Genomic DNA, 17,237 nt, shown 5'->3' with positions numbered 1-17,237 from the left:
GCGCACCTACAATTCTACCAATCATGAAGCGCTAGCGTTAGCGCGCAACCAGCTCATCAGGGGAGACCGCGAATTCTTGCAGTCTATCATCCACTCGAGCTCGAATAACTATCTTATCCGCTTCCTCGCGCACAACAACACCCGGAACGGGCAGTAGGCGCAGTGCAGAGCGAGAGCGCCAGAGCACTAGATCATGGTCGTGAAACATTTTTTCTGATTGTTCTTGTAACTGATTTATGGACATCACAAATTCCTGTTATTTCATATTGTGTTTAGAGCCGTAGGAGTCCATTCCTCTCATACACTGACTGATTATTCCACTAACGGTCCCTCGTTAGTCTCATCGAGACTATGAATGTCAACTCCCATAAAAGGCTTTACAGCCTGGAAAAACTCAACCACCACAGTGACCTGCGGGCGCCAAAAGCGGCGATCCTCGTGAGTCAGGGACATAATTTTCTGCAGAGGTATTGTTTTGGGGTACCACTAACAACAACGAATCTGGTTGCTTGTTTATTTCACGCATAGCCACTTTTGGTATCATGCTTTTTCCTCGCCGGAGATGATCCATTTTCGTGCCCTCATTCGGTCCGTTCTTCCCCTTGAGCTATGCAATATAGCCTCAATATCAACATATCTGATGCCACTGCCTGGCATAGTGGTGGCTTTTAGGGATTATCAATTACATCAAGGATATAGGTTTCACTGCAATCTGGATTACTCCTGTGGTAATGCTGCATGATGCCCATGCGCCGTATCCCGGCTATCGGCAGCTATCATTTTATCCTAATCTTTAACAGTCATCAACAGTCATCAAACGACGGCATCCTCCAGGGAAGATGCCGTTATTTTTCACAGGCTACTAGGCATAGCTGGCTGACTACTGCTGGCTTGCCAGCACGATCGTTTGACCGTGGCCCGGATTACTTTCGTTGTGCAAGCGATCGAGCGCCGTAACATAGTATGTATACGTCTGCCCGGCCTGAGCGGTGGTATCGACAAACGTTTGCGTGGTAGCGTCGTCGGCCGTCCGATGTACGGTCGCCAGCATGTACTGCGCATTGTTGAAGTCACATGTGTTGTGCTCTACACGTCCATCAAAGCGATACACGGCGTAATACGTCGCGTTACTGTTACGAGGGGTGAACCAGGTCAACTGTACGCCATTCGCCTGTTGATCAGTTTGCTTGAGATTCACCGGTTCTGGCGCATGGCCACCCAGCCACGGCATGGTGGGCACCAACGCAGGATAGCGATAGATATCGTTCTTCAGTCGATCCGTGAAACCCAGTGGATTGGCTGTGATCTCTTTCATGCTGAAGAAGATGCTTCCCTTCACCTGGCTGTATTGGAGATTCAATTTCAGCTGGTTCGGCATCTCCTCTGGATTGGCCCACACCGCGTTATTAGCATTGATTTTGTAGGCCGCCTGCCCGATATAGAGATCGACATTACTTCCCTTTACTTCGTTGACCCACCAGGGAACAAGGATATCATATGCCGCCGGAGCAAAGCCAATGTTCCAGTATATTTGTGGCGCGATATAATCCAGCCAGTTGTTCTTAATCCATGTACGTGTATCGGCGTAAAGGCTATCATAATCGGTGGCACCGGCTGTGGTGGCGGAACCCGTTGGATCATCTGACTGATTGCGCCAGACACCAAAGGGGCTCACGCCAAACTTTACATAAGGTTTTATATCTTTGATTTGCTCTGAAAGTTCGTGAATGAGTTTGCTGATATTGTTGCGGCGCCAGTCAGCTTTATTGGCGAATGTTGCCGCACCATATTGCTGATAGGTAGCGTTATCCGGAAAGTCCTGGCCGGCGATGGGATAGGGATAGAAATAATCGTCGAAGTGCACACCATCAATATCATAGTTGCGCACAGCTTCCAGAATACTCTGAACGATAAATTCTCTGGCTGCCGGAATGCCTGGATCAAAATAGAGGCCGCTACCATACTTCACAACCCAGTCGGGATGCAGGCGTGCCGGATTGTTGGGTGCCAGCTTAGTTACATCTGTTTGCAGGCTGACGCGATACGGATTGAACCAGGCATGAAATTCCATGTTGCGCTTATGCGTTTCGGCGAGCATAAACGCCAGCGGATCATAACCTGGATCTTTACCCTGCACACCTGTCAGGTACTGCGACCAGGGTACATACTTTGAAGGATAAAAAGCATCCATCGTTGGTCTGACCTGCACGAAGACTGCGTTCATATGCAGCGCCTGCAACTGGTCAAGCTCGCTGATGAACTGTTGCTTCTGCGTATCAATGGAGAGACCCGGTTGCGAGGGCCAGTCGATGTTCGTGACAGTGGCGATCCACGCTCCACGCAACTGGCGCTTGGGATATTGTGTTTCCTGCGGCGTTGTAGGACAATTCCCCTCCTGCGCCGTATTTGTCGCCGCCCCTGCAGATGACGTACCCGGCAACATAATCAGCGCTACGACGGTACAGGCCAGCATGAAGGCAGAGATCTTTCTCATGCCCTCTCTAAATAAGGTCATATACTACCTCTCTGGATTCTACAAAGAAATGCTGCTAAAACGACAGTTATGTGTACATTATATACAAATTTATAGATAAATGGAAGACTACATATCTATACCAGTAGGAGAAATGGCATCAAAACGATACATTACTATGCTCAAATCGACAAAACGATACATAATTGTATGATATATAGCGCAAAATTGGCCGGCAAAAATATCTATTGCCGACCATCTATACCAGCTTTGACAACGATCTACGCCTTTTGTATAATTAACTGCATGGTTAACGATTCATCAGAACGACTCAATACCATCTTTTTTGCGCTCGCCGATCCCACACGTCGAGCCATCTTAGAGCGTCTGGCGTACGGTGAGGCTTCTGGAACGGAGCTGGCGCAGCCATTCTCAATCTCGGTGCCGGCGATCTCCAAGCATCTGCGCGTGCTAGAAAATGCTGATCTTATCCTGCACAGGAAGGACGGACGAACGCACCGCTTTCGCCTCGCTGCCGGTCCCATGCGTGAGGCGGCCGCCTGGCTTGAGCACTACCGGCGACTCTGGGAAGCCCAATTCGACTCATTAGAAACCTACCTGTTAGCTACATCGGAAGAGGAGCAAGGCGCTGATGATACCTCCAGTACCCCATGACACTACCACCCTCGTGCTGCGACGTGTGTTCAAGGCCGCGCGCCGTTGAGGCTAAGGGAGTTGCTACGCTCAAGCTCTATGTTGAAACTTTTTGGTTGGTAAAACCTACCTTGCTGCTGTCACATAGAGTAACAATTTAGCAGGTCATAGAAGCACTGCCGCAACTCCCCTATATAGATTTCTTAAGCTGTTGCCAGCTCCTAATAAGTGACATATACCAGGTACTTTTGATATGCGCGCTTGCCAACTGGCGACGTTATTTGTCACGTCACAGCTGACATGTACCACTGACAATAATGGCTATTCATCAATAGCATGTAAACCCTTAAAAGGGTAATCGGTATCCGTCACTGCCATGACCCGGGCTATAAACACTATTACAGGCATCACCGCAAAACCTACTGCATCACCCACAGCCACAGGCAGCGCAGCGGAACGGGTAGCTACCACCGCAGCCCCCACCACCGCAGCCCCCACCGCAACCCCCACCGCAACCACCACCGCAGCCCCCACCGCAACCACCACCGCAACCGCCACCGCAACCGCAATCACCGCAACCGCACTGACCACCTTGAATGCCAAACTCCATAATAGCGACTTCTTCCAGGTTTTCGTCGGTCAGATCAATGAAATCGACAAATTTTTCAGAAAGCTTTATAGCTTTTGTCTGGTTGTCATCATTCATGACTGGCGCTCCTTCCTCTGTTGTGTTACTTGTGGATTCAGGTATGACGTAGTTTGTAACAATCCCTGGCATGCTTCTCATCGCGAGTTGATTGAAATCGGACATCTACACAAAACTACATAAGAGGTATATACACAGGAGTTTGGAAGAATTAAAACAATGATGACTTATTTGTAAACTCATGGCAAATATAGTGTAATATACTACACACAATGACATATAAATAAAAGTAAGTCAATGTGATCCTATCTCCATCAGCGTCGCGCGTAATTAGAATGTGCCTGAAACCTGTGACCATGGGAAGCCAGGTGCCCCCGCACGGGCGCGCATGCGCGTCCGTGCCTTTTCTATTTGTTGGTGCAGCATGATCGTTTTGCGATCATGCTGCACCAACAAATAAAAGACCTTGTGAGCGCCGCAGGCGCGTAGCGTCAGGGGCCGCAGGCGCGAAAAGCATGGCATTCAGACACACTCTTATTGCTCCGGGCCTTTATACGAGCAATCTAATCACTGGATTCTCGTCCCTCTCTTCTGTATACTTTTAAAAAGGAGGATCAACAGAAAGGAGAACTGCTAACCAGACAAGGAGGCAGAGATGAGGGCACACGACTCCAGGAGATACGGAAAAGATGGGAGACGGTTTTCTCTTCTTCTGGCCATAATACTCAGTATGCTATTGGTGGCTTGCGATCTGGTCTCTCCGACGGCTTCAGGTCACCAACCTACCGTGATCAAGCTCTTTTTCCATGCGGGTCAGGGGCCAGAACGTGAAGCTCTCGACGCGACTCTCAGGGAGTTCGGCGATCTTCACCCAGACATACGGGTTGAGGAGGTGCAATTGCCAGAGGGGAACTATACCGATCTGGTGAATATTGCTGCCATGGCTCGTAGCCTACCCTGCCTGCTCGACTTTGATGGTCCAACGCTCTATAACTACGCCTGGTCCGGCTATCTCAGGCCGCTTGACAGGTATGTATCTCCGGCGATGAGGGCCGATTTTCTGCCCTCGATCATCCAGCAGGGAACCTACAATCATCACCTCTACAGTCTGGGCCAGTTTGATTCCGGTTTGGGCTTTTACGCCAACAGGCAGTACCTCAATGAAGCAGGTGTCCGTATCCCGACCATCGACCATCCCTGGACGTTGCGTGAGCTCAATGACATCCTGGCAAGGCTGAAGAGTGTACCAGGAGTGCTCTACCCACTAGACCTACATATGAATACCGGCTATGGCGACGGCGAGTGGTTCACCTACGGCTTCTCTCCTTTTGTTGAGTCCTTCGGGGGTGATCTCATTAACCGTGCCACCTATCGATCGGCGGATGGAGTACTCAATGGCCCCAACTCCATAGCGGCGCTGACATGGTTTCAGAATCTCTTCAGACAGGGGTACAGCAATCCCTGGCCGGTGAGCGATACCGGGTTTACCACAGGCACGTCGGCGCTGAGTTGGAGCGGTCATTGGCTTTACCCAGAGTATCATCAGGCGTTGGGCGATAATCTGCTGGTGCTGCCCGCGCCGGACCTGGGCAAGGGAGCGAAGACCAGCATGGGGTCATGGAACTGGGGCATCACCTCTTCTTGCCAGACCCCTGCGGCGGCCTGGGAAGTGCTGCAATTCATGCTGTCACCCTCGCAGATCGCTCGTATGACTTCGGCCAATGGCGCGGTACCAGCCCGCAAATCGGTGATCGCCCATTCCAGGTTGTACGCTCCCAACGGTGTCCTGCATGTATTCGTCGCACAGCTTCAGACGAGCAGAGCTGTGCCTCGTCCTATTACACCGGCTTATCCCGCTATTACTTCCGCCTTCGCCCAGACGATAACAAATATTGCCGCCGGTATCGACGTGAAGCAGCAGCTGGATGAGGCAGTGCGCACCATCGATCAGGACATTCAGGACAACCAGGGCTATCCTAGGAACATCCTGAAGACGGCGGCCCGTGCTGGTCAGAAAGCCAGTACGGCTCCATCCTATAGGACGGGAGAAAGTTGATGAATAGAACGATCCGCTCCATCGGGCGTAGGACTGCCAGAACCTCTTACTGGCGGCGTAGGGATCAGTTAGTAGGCTGGGCCTTTAGCGCTCCTGCCCTGTTTCTGTTGCTGACCTTTCTGATCGTTCCTTTTGTGATGGCGCTCGGCTTCTCGTTTACCAATCAACGTCTGGTAGCCGGCCCATTGCCTACACAGTTCGTTGGCTGGCGCAACTATCTGCAGCTGTTGCAAGATGACACACTCCATCGGGCTTTATTCAATAATTCCCTCTTTGGCTGGGTCGTCGTTCCGGTCCAGACCGGCCTGGCGCTCTTTCTCGCGCTGCTGATCAATCAGAAACTGCGTGGCGTGACCATCTTCCGCTTGATCTATTTCAGCCCGGTAGTCACGCCGCTGGTGGTTGTTTCGGTGGTATGGGCGTTTCTCTACAATCCGGGACAGGGTTTGATGAATGCGTTTATCAAAACGGTCAGTTTTGGATACCTTGGTCCCTATACCTGGCTCAACGATGGCAACCTGGCTCTGCCCGCGATTATGCTGTTGACCATCTGGCAGGGCGTCGGCTTCCAGATGATTGTCTATCTGGCCGGTTTACTGACTATTCCTGAGTCGCTCTACGAGACGGCACGCGTCGATGGTGCGGGCCGTTGGCAGCAGTTCTGGCACATCACCTTCCCCCAGTTGAGCAATACAACGTTTTTTGTTGTGATCGCGACCACCGTGCAGGCATTTAAGCTCTACACGCAGATAGAGGTCTTGACCCAGGGTGGTCCGGCGAATGCAACCGTTACAGTAGTGTGGTACATGGTACATCAGAGTATTCGTGATTTGCGCGTCGGGTACGCCTCAGCTATTGCGGTCGTCATCTTTTTTCTGGTCATCATGAGGATCGTTCTTATCCTACGCAGCGTTCTGCTGACTGAAGCGAAAGAGGTGTGAATATGGCATCGACCACGCACAAGAAGGCCGTTCTTGCCTCGCTGCCTCGCAGGACATCCTATGCATTGCTGTTCTCCTCCGGTCGCAGGGCTGTCTGGCGGGTGTTGAACTATCTCGTGATGATCTTGCTGGCGCTCTTTTTTCTCTTCCCGCTGATATTTATGGTCGTCTCTTCATTGAAGGCTAGCGAGACCCAGATTCTACAGGACATGGGTACCATCCGGGCTGTTATCCCCTATGGTAGTCTTTCCCTGCAGAACTACAGCGACGTATTTCAGCGCACTCCTTTCGCCCTCTACCTGCTTAATACCCTGTTCATCGTCATCTGTATTGTCGTGTCAGGCCTCATCGTCAACAGTCTGATCGCCTATGCCCTGGCACGCATCTCTTTCACGGGCCATAAAATCATTCTAGTTCTGGTTGTAGTACTGATTACTATTCCATTTGAGTCGGTGGCTGTACCGCTGCTGCTGCTGGTCAACCAGGTACCCTGGTTTGGTGGCATGACCACCTGGGTAGACAGCTACCAGGTGCAGATCGTCCCCTTCATTGCCGATGCTTTCTCCATCTTCCTGTTTTATCAGTCCTTCATGGACATCCCCAGAGATTTCGAGGAGGCGGCGCGCGTCGATGGTGCGAGCCGTTTACGCATGTACTGGCAGATCATCCTGCCACTCTCGCGCCCAGCCTTCGCCACCGTTGCTATCTGGCTGTCCCTGACCCACCTGGACGACTTTCTGTGGCCTTTGCTGGCCACGCGTGGCTACACCTATCGCCCACTCATGGTTGGCATGCGTGCTTTCTTCAATCAGGCTCCTCAGCACTGGGGTGATATCATGGCCTTTGCAAGCATGAGTACGGTCCCCGTCTTGATTGCCTTCATCCTGTTGCAGAGGTGGTTCCTCCGCTCAGCCATCTCCACAGGTATAAAAGGATGAGTCAGTGCCCTTTTTCTTTATTTAAGATATTAGAAAGGCTCTGATTCCCAACATACTGGGAATCAGAGCGCTCCTTGGCCTGGGGAACGCAGGCGTCCCCACTCTCTTTTTAATGCGTGGTGCAGCAGATGCACTAATGTGCATCTGCTGCACCACGCATTAAAACGGTTTTGAGCTCCGAAGGAGCGTAGTGTGAGCTTCGTCGATTTTGCCCCAGAGTTTGCGGGTGATTGGATTGGCAAGCTCAATTTCATAGATGGGACCCCGTAAAATGACGACCGATGCTGGTGCTTGCATAAAGAGATCATAATGGCCTTGTAATAATCGTTGCAGATATCCGCGCATATCGGCATTGTCATCAGCAGTACAACGCGAGGCCGATCTGCAAACACCTGGATTGTTTCCTGGGCATCAGCTTCTGCGAGAACAAGCGCATCAGGGATTTCAACAGAGTTTAGGGAATGCCAGAACTTTCCTCCATCGTCACAATTACCGAGCTTAGACGCCTCAAAAGTCGCTAGATTGCCTTTTCCATGAAGGCCCTTCGTTCCCATCATACTGGAAATTTTTCCATTTTATCTCATTAAAAACATATAAATCGTTGGAGGCGTAATAGTAATGACCATCGTCAGAACATAATCAGATGGTGGTATTGGCGGTTGCGCAGGATTTTCAGTCTGAATAGGTACCCTTGAAACGTACCAAATGACGAACATTGTCGTTTCATCTCCTGTATTGATAGCGGGTGTATGATGTGGAATGACAAAGCAGAAATCCCCGATCATTGAACCTTCCTTACGCGACAGTTCTTAGCGTTGTCGAACGTATTGTAGCTCGTAGCAGTCCTTTTTGCACCAGCCTGTAACTTCAGCCACGACTGTAGAGATGATTGATAGCATCAAACATCATCACTGTTGTTCAGAAATGAGCTCTGTACAGCTATGGAAAAGGAACATATAATGCATCATGAACCTCATTCCAAATCTGGGCCAGGCTACGCTTCACCCGAAGAGGCAATAAAGGCTACCCCCGAAAAAGTACTTTACAGCGTCGCACTTTACGTAGGAACAGGGATCGAGGAGCCCGATTACCTGGCCACAATCGATGTTGATCCCACATCTCCCACCTACTCCCAGGTGATTCATCGTACACCGATGCCCAACGTCGGTGACGAATTGCATCATTTTGGCTGGAATGCTTGTAGCTCATGCCACGCAGACGAACGCAAATCGCGCGGCTTTCTTGTCGTTCCGGGGATGTTTTCCAGCCGCATTCACATCCTGGATGTCTCTGATGAACGGGCACCAAAACTGCATAAAGTGATCGAACCCGAAGAGATCAAGCAGAAGACGAACCTCACTGCTCCCCACACCGTTCACTGTCTTGCCGAGGGTAACATTATGATCTCGATGCTCGGTGATAGTGAGAGCAATGGTCCTGGCGGTTTCCTTCTGCTCGACGAGCAGTTCAATATTGCCGGCCGTTGGGAACATAACGCTGACGGCATGCGCTTCAACTATGACTACTGGTATCAGCCACGTCACAATGTGATGGTGAGCAGTGGATGGGCTGCGCCTGCTACGTTTACGAAAGGCTTCAATCTGGAAGATGTGGCTGCGGACAAATACGGTCACCACCTGTACTTCTGGAATTGGGACAAGCATGACATTGTCCAGAGTGTCGATCTGGGCGAAGAAGGCATGATTCCGCTTGAGGTACGCTTCCACCATAACCCTGATAGCACACATGGGTTCGTCGGAGCGACGCTCAGTAGCAACATGTGGCACTGGCATAAGCCCAATGAAAAGTGGCAACTTGAAAAGGTCATTGATGTCCCTTCAATTGAACTAGAAGGTTGGCCCATTCCAGTACCAGCGCTGATCACCGATTTCCTGGTCTCGATGGACGACAGGTATCTCTACCTCTCGAACTGGCTCCATGGCGATATTCGCCAGTACGATATCAGCGATCCTTCCCATCCGAAACTTACCGGGCAAGTTTGGTGCGGTGGCCTGTCTGGAAAAGCTGCCAGCGTTCAAGATCATAAGCTCAACGGTGGTCCACAGATGCTTCAGCTCAGTCTTGATGGCAAGCGGCTGTACATTACCAACTCGCTCTACAGTTCGTGGGATAACCAGTTCTATCCCGAGATCGCCAAAGCAGGGTCGTATCTCCTGCAAATAGATTGCGATACAGAAAAAGGTGGCTTGAAGATCAACAATAAATTCTACGTTGATTTCGGCAAAGAACCCGCTGGCCCGGCACGAGCCCACGAGATGCGGTATCCTGGTGGTGACTGCACCTCCGACATCTGGATATAGTTTTCAGGTGAGGAGGAATACACGCGTTTCTGTATGGGAGAAAGGCGAGAGGGTCACATACCTCTCGCGCCTCTCTCCGTAGCATCCTCACATTTGTTGTATGCTGTACCAGCATTTCTCAATGAGAGGGATGTCCGATGCGCACAATGAAGTTGATATACCAGAAAGATGCTCGACCTTCTGCGAGCAGCCGGGCACCTGTTATCTGGCCCTGGATTCTGGTCATTGCAGCCTGGACGGTAGTGTTGCTGGCAGCTCTCACGAAGCAGACTTTCCTGATCAATCATAACTACCTGCTTACTCAGAGCCATCTCTCGTGGCCTATAGCCCTGGTCTTGTTTCTGACTTGCTGGCAGGTGATGACCATCGCGATGATGCTGCCATCGATTATGCCCCTTGTCTACATGATTGTGCATGCCAGCCGACGTCAACGGTATTGGTGGGCCACACAGGCAGCTTTTTTGGTGGGATATGCAGTTGTCTGGACCGCCTTCGCGCTTGCGGCGTTGCTGACAGACACGCTGGTGCATCGACTGGTCAGCAATTGGTTCTGGCTCTACATACATTCCTGGCTGATCGGCGCAGTAATCTTTGCCATTGCGGGCGGCTTTCAATTCAGCCCGCTTAAGAATCACTGTCTGAAGCAATGCCGTAGCCCTCGCAGCTTTTTCATGCGCTACTACCGGCAAGGTATAGGTGCTTCCTGGCATCTGGGGCTACGCCATGGCATGTCCTGCCTGGGCTGTTGTTGGGCATTGATGCTGGTGATGTTTAGTATAGGAGTGGGAAGCATTGTGTGGATGGCCGTGTTAACTGGATTAATGATGATGGAGAAGACATATCCAGGCGGCCAGCGTCTCAGTCCATGGTTGGGGATAGCCCTACTGCAGCTGATGGTGTTATGGCTGGTTCATCCAGCCTGGCTACTGGCTGGCAGTGGAGTTTAAAGCTATTAGAATGTATCTGAAACCTGTGACCATGGGAAGCCATGCGCCACCGTACGGGCGAGCGCATGCACGCCTGAGCCAATTTTATGTGATTGTGAAAAAAGTGCGCCAGACGCACTTTTTTCACAATCACATAAAAGAAAAACCAGACCTGTTTCTCCCCTATTAGTGCTTCTCTTGCAACTCTTGACAACACCCCCAGGAATTGTAGAGGCTGCTGGGTTATGGTACAATCGTGCCGACAGCAATGGTCTGAAACCTTGAGCCATATATCGTGCTATTGTCTGCGTAATTGAGGGTTCAATCTTTCTAGTCACCACTGTAAGATCCACCATCCAAGGAGACACTTATGGAGACAACGGAGTCCGCTCAACCTCTTGTCATCCTCAATCCTGCCGCCCGGCATGGCAAAGTAGACCTCTATCGTATGCTTGTGCGCAGCCGCGCGGAGCAAGAACATGCGGAGTATATCGAAACGAGCGCGCAAGGAGAGGCGCGGGAGCGTGCCCGGCAGGCTGCTATGCAGAACCGTCCCGTGATTATCGTTGGCGGTGATGGCTCGGTGAATGAAGTTGTCAATGGCCTGTTAAGCGTGAGCCAGCGTGTCCCGCTGGGCATCGTTCCAGCAGGTTCAGGCTGCGATTTCGCCTGGAATACACTAAAATTGCCTCACGATCCCCTGGCCGCGGTCGAGCGCGCCTTCAACGGTAGATTGATTGATGTGGATGCCGGTCGGGTAAATGAGCGTTATTTCGCCAATTCGTTCAGCGTGGGGCTGGATGCCGATATCGCGGTGGCAGCGGGAAGCCTGAAAAAATATTTGCGCTTGAGTGGTATGCCTCTCTATTACACGTCAACCCTGCGTCAGTTGCTCTTCGGCTACCACCGCTGTCCCTGGCTGAATTTCAGCCTGGACGATGATCGAGAGGGGCACAAGCAGGAACAGCGCTTTGTCCTCATGGCGATTACTACCGGGCCAACCTATGGGGCCGGATTTCGCATCAATCCCCAGGCCGATCATACCGATGGCCTCTTCGATATCTGTACCATTCGCTACATACCCTTACTGCTCGCCCTGCACCTGTTACCAAGCGTACAGAAAGGTGAACACAGCGATCTGCCGGAAGTCACCTTCTATCACGCCAGAACCGTACATATTGAGAGTCGCAAGCCCGTAAATATCCAGATGGATGGCGAAACCATGTCTGCGAGCAGCTTCGATGCCACCATCCTGCCGAAAGCCCTGTGGGTACGCGTATGAAACAGGCAGCGTCATATGGAAGTGGGTGGATGGGGCGCATCATTTACAGTACGCTGCGTCCAGTAGCCCGGTTGTTGGCATTCCTGGTGTGCCGCCTCGCCGTGCGTGGCTCTGAGCATGTACCCGTGAATGGTCCCCTTTTGCTCGTTTCCAATCATCTAAGCTGGATTGATCCCATCTTAGTCGCGGGCCTCCTACCTCGCCGTACCTGGTTTTTTGCCAAGAAAGAGATTTTTCCCTGGCCCATTGTGGGCTGGCTGGTGCGTCGTACCGGGCAGATTCCTGTACATCGTGGCGAGAGTGATCGCGTGGCCCTGGAACAGGCGCTTGCCTACTTGCAGGAGCAACGCGCATTGCTCATCTTTCCTGAGGGGACCGTAGCGCGCCAGGAGCAGATGCTGAAGGCCTATACGGGGGGGCTATGCTTGCCCTGCGCACCGGGGCGACAGTGCTCCCCGTGGCTCTGAGTGGCACGCGGCGTATTCTGCGCTCCGGAGGCGGGATGCGTCCCTATGTCTCCGTTCAGTTTGGCAAACCCTATGTTCCCGTTCTGCCCGCGGGCCTGACGCGCAAAGAAGGATTGCGCAACATCACGCAAGAAATGATGTTGCGCATCGCCACTATGTTGCCGCCAGAGCAGCGGGGAGTCTACCGCGACCTGCTGACGGAGGGCTTGTAAACGGCGCACTGCCATAACAAGCTCTCTTGTTGTGTGAAATGGTGATCTCCAAACCTGTCCCTTGGCACAGAGAGTGGACTGTCCCAAGGGCAAGTGTATTGCTGTTACCTTGTCTTTATACTTTCTCTTCTAAAGAGTATTTGGTAAGAATGATGGTCTTTGTATGAGACAGGACCATGCCTTTCAAGAAATAGAAGCTTATCAGCAAATAAGTAAAGGAAATAGAGATGAACTACACCCTTCTTCACAAGGACGAACTTTCCCATTATGGAGATCCCAATGAGTTCCAGGGCTATCAGCATGGAGATACTCATGTGTCTTTTATCTGGGTCGAATTGCCACCAGGACATGGTCCACGGCTTCATAAACATCCCTATGAAGAGGTCTTCATTGTACAGGAAGGCCAGGTCACCTTTACGGTTGGTTCAAACACACTTGAGGTGAATGCAGGGAGCATTGTGATTGTGCCAGCAGGCGAACCGCATAAATTTATTAATTCTGGTAAGGGGCTGCTCCGGCAGATAGATATCCATGCAAGCCCACAGTTCATCACAGAATGGCTCGAGGATTGAATATAGTGCGCTTCGTTCATGGGATTTGCGTGGCCCTCACCTTTCTTTTTGAATCATCAGATCAGGTTTGTTTGGTTATTCTGCCGTAATTATGAAATGCAAGCTTATTCCATTGTAACTTCTTATCTGAGCTTTACGCTACTCGTTCTGTCAACGACGTTCACAAGACATATACTCTTGTGATAAACTCATGTACATATCATTGATCGGGAGATAGACGCAGATGCAGAGACGGTCATTAAAAGAACTTATCAATACAGAGGATCCTGGTTGGCCACTGGTTCAGGAACTGATCGCTACCGCTCGCAACCAGGTAGAAGTACTCGGTAGCCAGCGAACTCGAGGGGAAGAAGTTCTGCTTCATCTCCAGGTGACGACACGTTCGCCCATGGGAGCCATTGCGCTTGAAACTGGTGGTATCCTCATTGACCATGGGTGGTTACGCTTCCTTGGATCAGGACATGAGCGAATGCATGGAAATTTGCAATCCTGGAATACGCACGGAAGTCCCGCTGAGAGTTACACTCTCGATGGCGGCCTGGTCATTGCTCATGACGCTGTTGGCGGATTCTTTGCTCTTAACGGTGGCGCTTTTCCGGGAAAGCCAGGAACGGCCTTCTACTTTGCACCTGATACTCTCAAATGGGAAACAACGAACAAATCGTACTCTGAGCTGCTGGCCTGGGCCTTGTCTGGAGATTTGGAGATATTCTACGGCAACATGCGCTGGCCAGGCTGGGAAAACGACCTTGCATCTCTCACTGCTGACCAGGGGATGTCTATCTCTCCTTTTCTTTTTGCGAGGGGGGCTCTATTGCTGAACGTTCCCGGCGCCCTGTTCCCATGGACGAGCTGTGGCGTTTGCATCTCGACCTGGCCCAACAGCTTGGGGGTTCCCGTTAGAGCCAGCATTTTTTCCCATTTGCAGGATTGCCCGCGAGAAAGCAAGTGTTTAAAGCTTGTCATACTTTATTAACATAAAATTTGCACGCTGCCTCCTTTTGACCGATTTGAACCATTTCTTATCCAGTCTGCACCATATTCTGGCCACGTCGTCTATGTCCAGTACTTCCGGCGGAAAGCAACATTTATACATATAAAAACGTCTCCTTTTAATAAAGACATATTTTTTGCGGATAAAGGGGTTTTTCCATGTTACAGTATCGTTGGCAGAAGCTTTGCTTGATCTCTACTCTTTTCACGCTATGCAGTTTGCTTATTGGTTGTAGCTCTTATGTAAATGCAGGGATCTCGACCACATCCACTCCCACAGGGTCTTCTCTTCTTTCTACGCTTCCAGGAAACGATGTGGCAATCAGTAGCTGTCAGGACCAGCCACCAGCACCCGTTGTGACTAGAAACGCGCCAGGCGGAGTACAACAAACTCTCTATGTCTCGGCCTCCACTCATCTCTACGCGGTGAATGCCAGTAATGGCGCAGTGCGCTGGTGTCGACAAGTGAAGTCAACCAGAAAATATGATTGCCCACTAGATGAGCATTGTCCGCTATTTCCATCTCCCATATTCGGCACACCGAAAGTGACAAACAATGCTGTCTATATTTGTATTAGTCATAATGGAACCTATACCGTAGCTTTCAATAGGAAAAGTGGTTCACTGCTCTGGAGCGCGCAAAGCGATTGTGGAGTTGTTGACATCCCCTTTGCAGATCATGCCGTTCCCCTCGTGAGGGACAATATTGTATACAGCGGCACCTATGCGTTGCGCGCACAGGATGGGAAAGCGCTCTGGCGCGTTGCCATCAACCCGGATACGGATGGGGTACTCTCACTTCAGGCTCTGGTAGGCAATACCATCTATGCCAATGCTCAGAATTACGTCTATGCCATTGATGCCAGGAATGGCAAAATCCTCTGGCGTTCTGCACCTGATAGGCATGAACCTATCGGCGGCCCACTCGTTGTCTCTGACCAACGGCTCTACGTCGGCACGCTCGGTTCGGTCGACAATCCAGATGCTGGTAGTTTTTATGCCTTGGATGCCGACTCAGGCAAGGTACTCTGGAACTATCACCTGAACTTCTATCAAGGCGCGGTCGTACAGAATGAGACCATTTATATCGGTGCCCAGGATCTTTACGCTCTGAATAAGCAGACAGGGGGCTTACTCTGGGTCCATCAATTGGCTGGTCGAGGAACCACCATGATTGCCAGTACAGGGAATGTTCTCTACATCAATGCCGATGGCGCTTATGCGCTCAACAGTATGAATGGTAGCGTACTCTGGCATAAGAGCCTGGGCAGTAGTCCGAGTGTCTCTTTCGTTCCACCTGTCGTGGTAAGCGGAGTGGTCTATCTAGCCAGCATTGATGGGCATGGGCGGAGTATTTTTTATGCCCTCAACGCCAGCAACGGAACCGAATACTGGCAGAGCGACTATCCCTACCAGTTAGAGCCCTTGGTGGTCGCGTAATGGCTCGTGAGTCCCAGCGGGTCAAGCTAAAAGGATGGGAAGAGGAGAACCAGGGGAGAGGTCGGACCCTGTTCATAACGAGCCTTGCCCTCCTCATCGTGTTGATCGTTGTACTTAGCTGGGCCGCCTTCCAGCTGTATGCCGGGAAGCCATCCCCTCGGAATGCCTCTTCCCCTCACTCCACACCTGTCCAGAATACCCATATACCTACATCCACCATCACCAATGCAACGCCTCTTCCTCAAGTGACCCCTCCACGCAGAGATAGCACTATGGCCTATGATCCTCTCCATCACCTGGTCCTTCTGTTTGGTGGCACCATCGAAGCCGCAGATGTACAACAGACAAACGAGACATGGGCCTGGAATGGTCATGGCTGGAAGCAACTTCATCCCGCATCCTCGCCTCCGGCGCTTCAGGGAACGATGGTCTATGATGCCGCTAGCCAACGCGTCATCCTCTTCTTATACCAGGTCCAGAGTGCAGGGAAGGTTGCCAACGAAATGTGGTCGTGGGATGGCACGACCTGGCAACAACTGTATCCGGCAACGATGCCAGCAGTGGTTGGCGCTAGCATGGCCTATGACGAGGCACAACACGAGATCGTTCTCTTCGGCGGTGGCGTACCATCTGGAAGAACGGTTACGATGGTAAATACCACCTGGACGTGGGATGGCATGAACTGGAGGCAGCAATATCCAGCGACGTCCCCCGCTCCCCGCGCAGGAGCTGCGATGACATATGACGCGGTGCGCCAGCAGATCATACTGTATGGGGGCACTGGTGATGGATCAGGTGTTTCTTCTGTTGCTTCTGAGACCTGGACATGGGATGGCACAAACTGGCAGCAGCACAATGGCGCAGGCGTTCCCTTTCAAGACCAGAACGTACACCTGGTATACGATAGCGTCACTCGACAAATGCTTTTGTTCGGTGCTATAAGCTCAGATGCTACCTGGGCCTGGAATGGAACGAGATGGGTCTGCGTCACCGCCCATGGTGCCCCCACTGCTCCCTTCCAGGGGGCCTCCGTCTATAATGATGCTGCACAGAGTGTGATAGTCTATGCCGCACAGGGTGATAGCAAGATGGGCACCACTCCTGTGCCCCAGACATGGATCTGGAGTGGAACAGCATGGAAACTGCTGCCATGATGTCCAAACACCATATACAAATACCATATAACGGGGGCAAATTTTGTAATTGTGATTTGCCTGCTTTTCTGTTATTCTGGCGCACTATATAGTTTTCATACAACATAGCTGATTAAAAAGGTGATATGCTAAAGTTATATGGGGTCAGCATCATTACGTAAT

At 51.3% G+C, this 17,237-nt stretch carries 17 protein-coding genes; 13 read left to right on the top strand and 4 right to left on the bottom strand.

Translation table 11 applies throughout. The features are described from left to right. Positions 1–37: 37 nt before the first annotated feature. Both JMI88_RS11845 and JMI88_RS11835 read right to left on the bottom strand, forming a co-directional pair. Entirely contained in the window at positions 38–244 is a 207-nt protein-coding gene (locus JMI88_RS11845; RefSeq protein ID WP_201362041.1) for a hypothetical protein, read from the bottom strand. A 636-nt stretch (positions 245–880) separates the two neighbouring features. After that, positions 881–2,515, bottom strand: coding sequence for a glycoside hydrolase family 10-like protein (locus tag JMI88_RS11835; RefSeq protein WP_201362040.1), 1,635 nt, complete (start codon positions 2,513–2,515; stop codon positions 881–883). A 168-nt stretch (positions 2,516–2,683) separates the two neighbouring features. On the opposite strand from JMI88_RS11835, the gene JMI88_RS11830 reads away from it, so the two are divergent. Then, positions 2,684–3,148 carry an ArsR/SmtB family transcription factor gene (locus JMI88_RS11830; protein WP_201362039.1) on the top strand — a complete coding sequence of 155 codons (465 nt, stop codon included), beginning with the start codon at positions 2,684–2,686 and terminating at the stop codon, positions 3,146–3,148. A gap of 300 nt (positions 3,149–3,448) precedes the next feature. On the opposite strand, the gene JMI88_RS11825 is transcribed toward JMI88_RS11830, so the two are convergent. Then, the gene (locus tag JMI88_RS11825; RefSeq protein ID WP_201362038.1) at positions 3,449–3,718 is read right to left on the bottom strand and encodes a hypothetical protein; all 270 of its coding nucleotides are present in this window, start codon (positions 3,716–3,718) and stop codon (positions 3,449–3,451) included. A gap of 385 nt (positions 3,719–4,103) precedes the next feature. After that, the gene (locus JMI88_RS11820; RefSeq protein ID WP_201362037.1) at positions 4,104–4,295 is read right to left on the bottom strand and encodes a hypothetical protein; all 192 of its coding nucleotides are present in this window, start codon (positions 4,293–4,295) and stop codon (positions 4,104–4,106) included. Between the two features lie 133 nt (positions 4,296–4,428). Here JMI88_RS11820 and JMI88_RS11815 point away from each other — a divergent pair, with 133 nt between their 5' ends. The 12 genes from JMI88_RS11815 (at position 4,429) to JMI88_RS11760 (ending at position 17,075) form a co-directional block, all read left to right on the top strand. Continuing rightward, a complete protein-coding gene (locus JMI88_RS11815; RefSeq protein WP_201362036.1) occupies positions 4,429–5,829 on the top strand; it encodes an ABC transporter substrate-binding protein in 1,401 nt (466 codons plus the stop codon). Next, the gene (locus tag JMI88_RS11810) at positions 5,829–6,770 is read left to right on the top strand and encodes a carbohydrate ABC transporter permease (RefSeq protein ID WP_201362035.1); all 942 of its coding nucleotides are present in this window, start codon (positions 5,829–5,831) and stop codon (positions 6,768–6,770) included. The genes JMI88_RS11815 and JMI88_RS11810 overlap by 1 nt, the downstream gene beginning before the upstream one ends. Positions 6,771–6,772: 2 nt before the next feature. Further along, entirely contained in the window at positions 6,773–7,708 is a 936-nt protein-coding gene (locus JMI88_RS11805) for a carbohydrate ABC transporter permease (protein ID WP_201362034.1), read from the top strand. Between the two features lie 959 nt (positions 7,709–8,667). Beyond that, positions 8,668–10,029, top strand: a complete 1,362-nt coding sequence (locus JMI88_RS11800) for a selenium-binding family protein (protein ID WP_201362033.1) — start codon at positions 8,668–8,670, stop codon at positions 10,027–10,029. Between the two features lie 137 nt (positions 10,030–10,166). Beyond that, on the top strand, positions 10,167–10,976 hold the full coding sequence (locus JMI88_RS11795; protein ID WP_201362032.1) for a DUF2182 domain-containing protein: 810 nt from the start codon (positions 10,167–10,169) through the stop codon (positions 10,974–10,976). A gap of 349 nt (positions 10,977–11,325) precedes the next feature. Next, entirely contained in the window at positions 11,326–12,237 is a 912-nt protein-coding gene (locus JMI88_RS11790; RefSeq protein ID WP_201362031.1) for a diacylglycerol/lipid kinase family protein, read from the top strand. Positions 12,238–12,266: 29 nt separating this feature from the next. Further along, positions 12,267–12,704, top strand: coding sequence for a lysophospholipid acyltransferase family protein (locus tag JMI88_RS11785; protein WP_201362030.1), 438 nt, complete (start codon positions 12,267–12,269; stop codon positions 12,702–12,704). Then, positions 12,695–12,916 (top strand): hypothetical protein, encoded by a 222-nt coding sequence (locus JMI88_RS11780; RefSeq protein WP_201362029.1) that lies wholly within the window; start codon positions 12,695–12,697, stop codon positions 12,914–12,916. Before JMI88_RS11785 ends, JMI88_RS11780 begins: the two co-directional genes overlap by 10 nt. A 227-nt stretch (positions 12,917–13,143) precedes the next feature. Beyond that, a complete protein-coding gene (locus JMI88_RS11775) occupies positions 13,144–13,488 on the top strand; it encodes a cupin domain-containing protein (protein WP_201362028.1) in 345 nt (114 codons plus the stop codon). Positions 13,489–13,711: 223 nt separating this feature from the next. Next, positions 13,712–14,464, top strand: coding sequence for a DUF2625 family protein (locus JMI88_RS11770; protein WP_201362027.1), 753 nt, complete (start codon positions 13,712–13,714; stop codon positions 14,462–14,464). Between the two features lie 332 nt (positions 14,465–14,796). Then, positions 14,797–15,921 (top strand): outer membrane protein assembly factor BamB family protein, encoded by a 1,125-nt coding sequence (locus JMI88_RS11765; RefSeq protein ID WP_201362026.1) that lies wholly within the window; start codon positions 14,797–14,799, stop codon positions 15,919–15,921. After that, entirely contained in the window at positions 15,921–17,075 is a 1,155-nt protein-coding gene (locus tag JMI88_RS11760; RefSeq protein ID WP_201362025.1) for a kelch repeat-containing protein, read from the top strand. Before JMI88_RS11765 ends, JMI88_RS11760 begins: the two co-directional genes overlap by 1 nt. Positions 17,076–17,237 lie beyond the last annotated feature (162 nt).

This window comes from Dictyobacter formicarum, assembly GCF_016587435.1.
The sequence above is the reverse complement of the archived record's forward strand: the minus strand, read 5'-3'. Positions and strand labels throughout refer to the sequence as shown.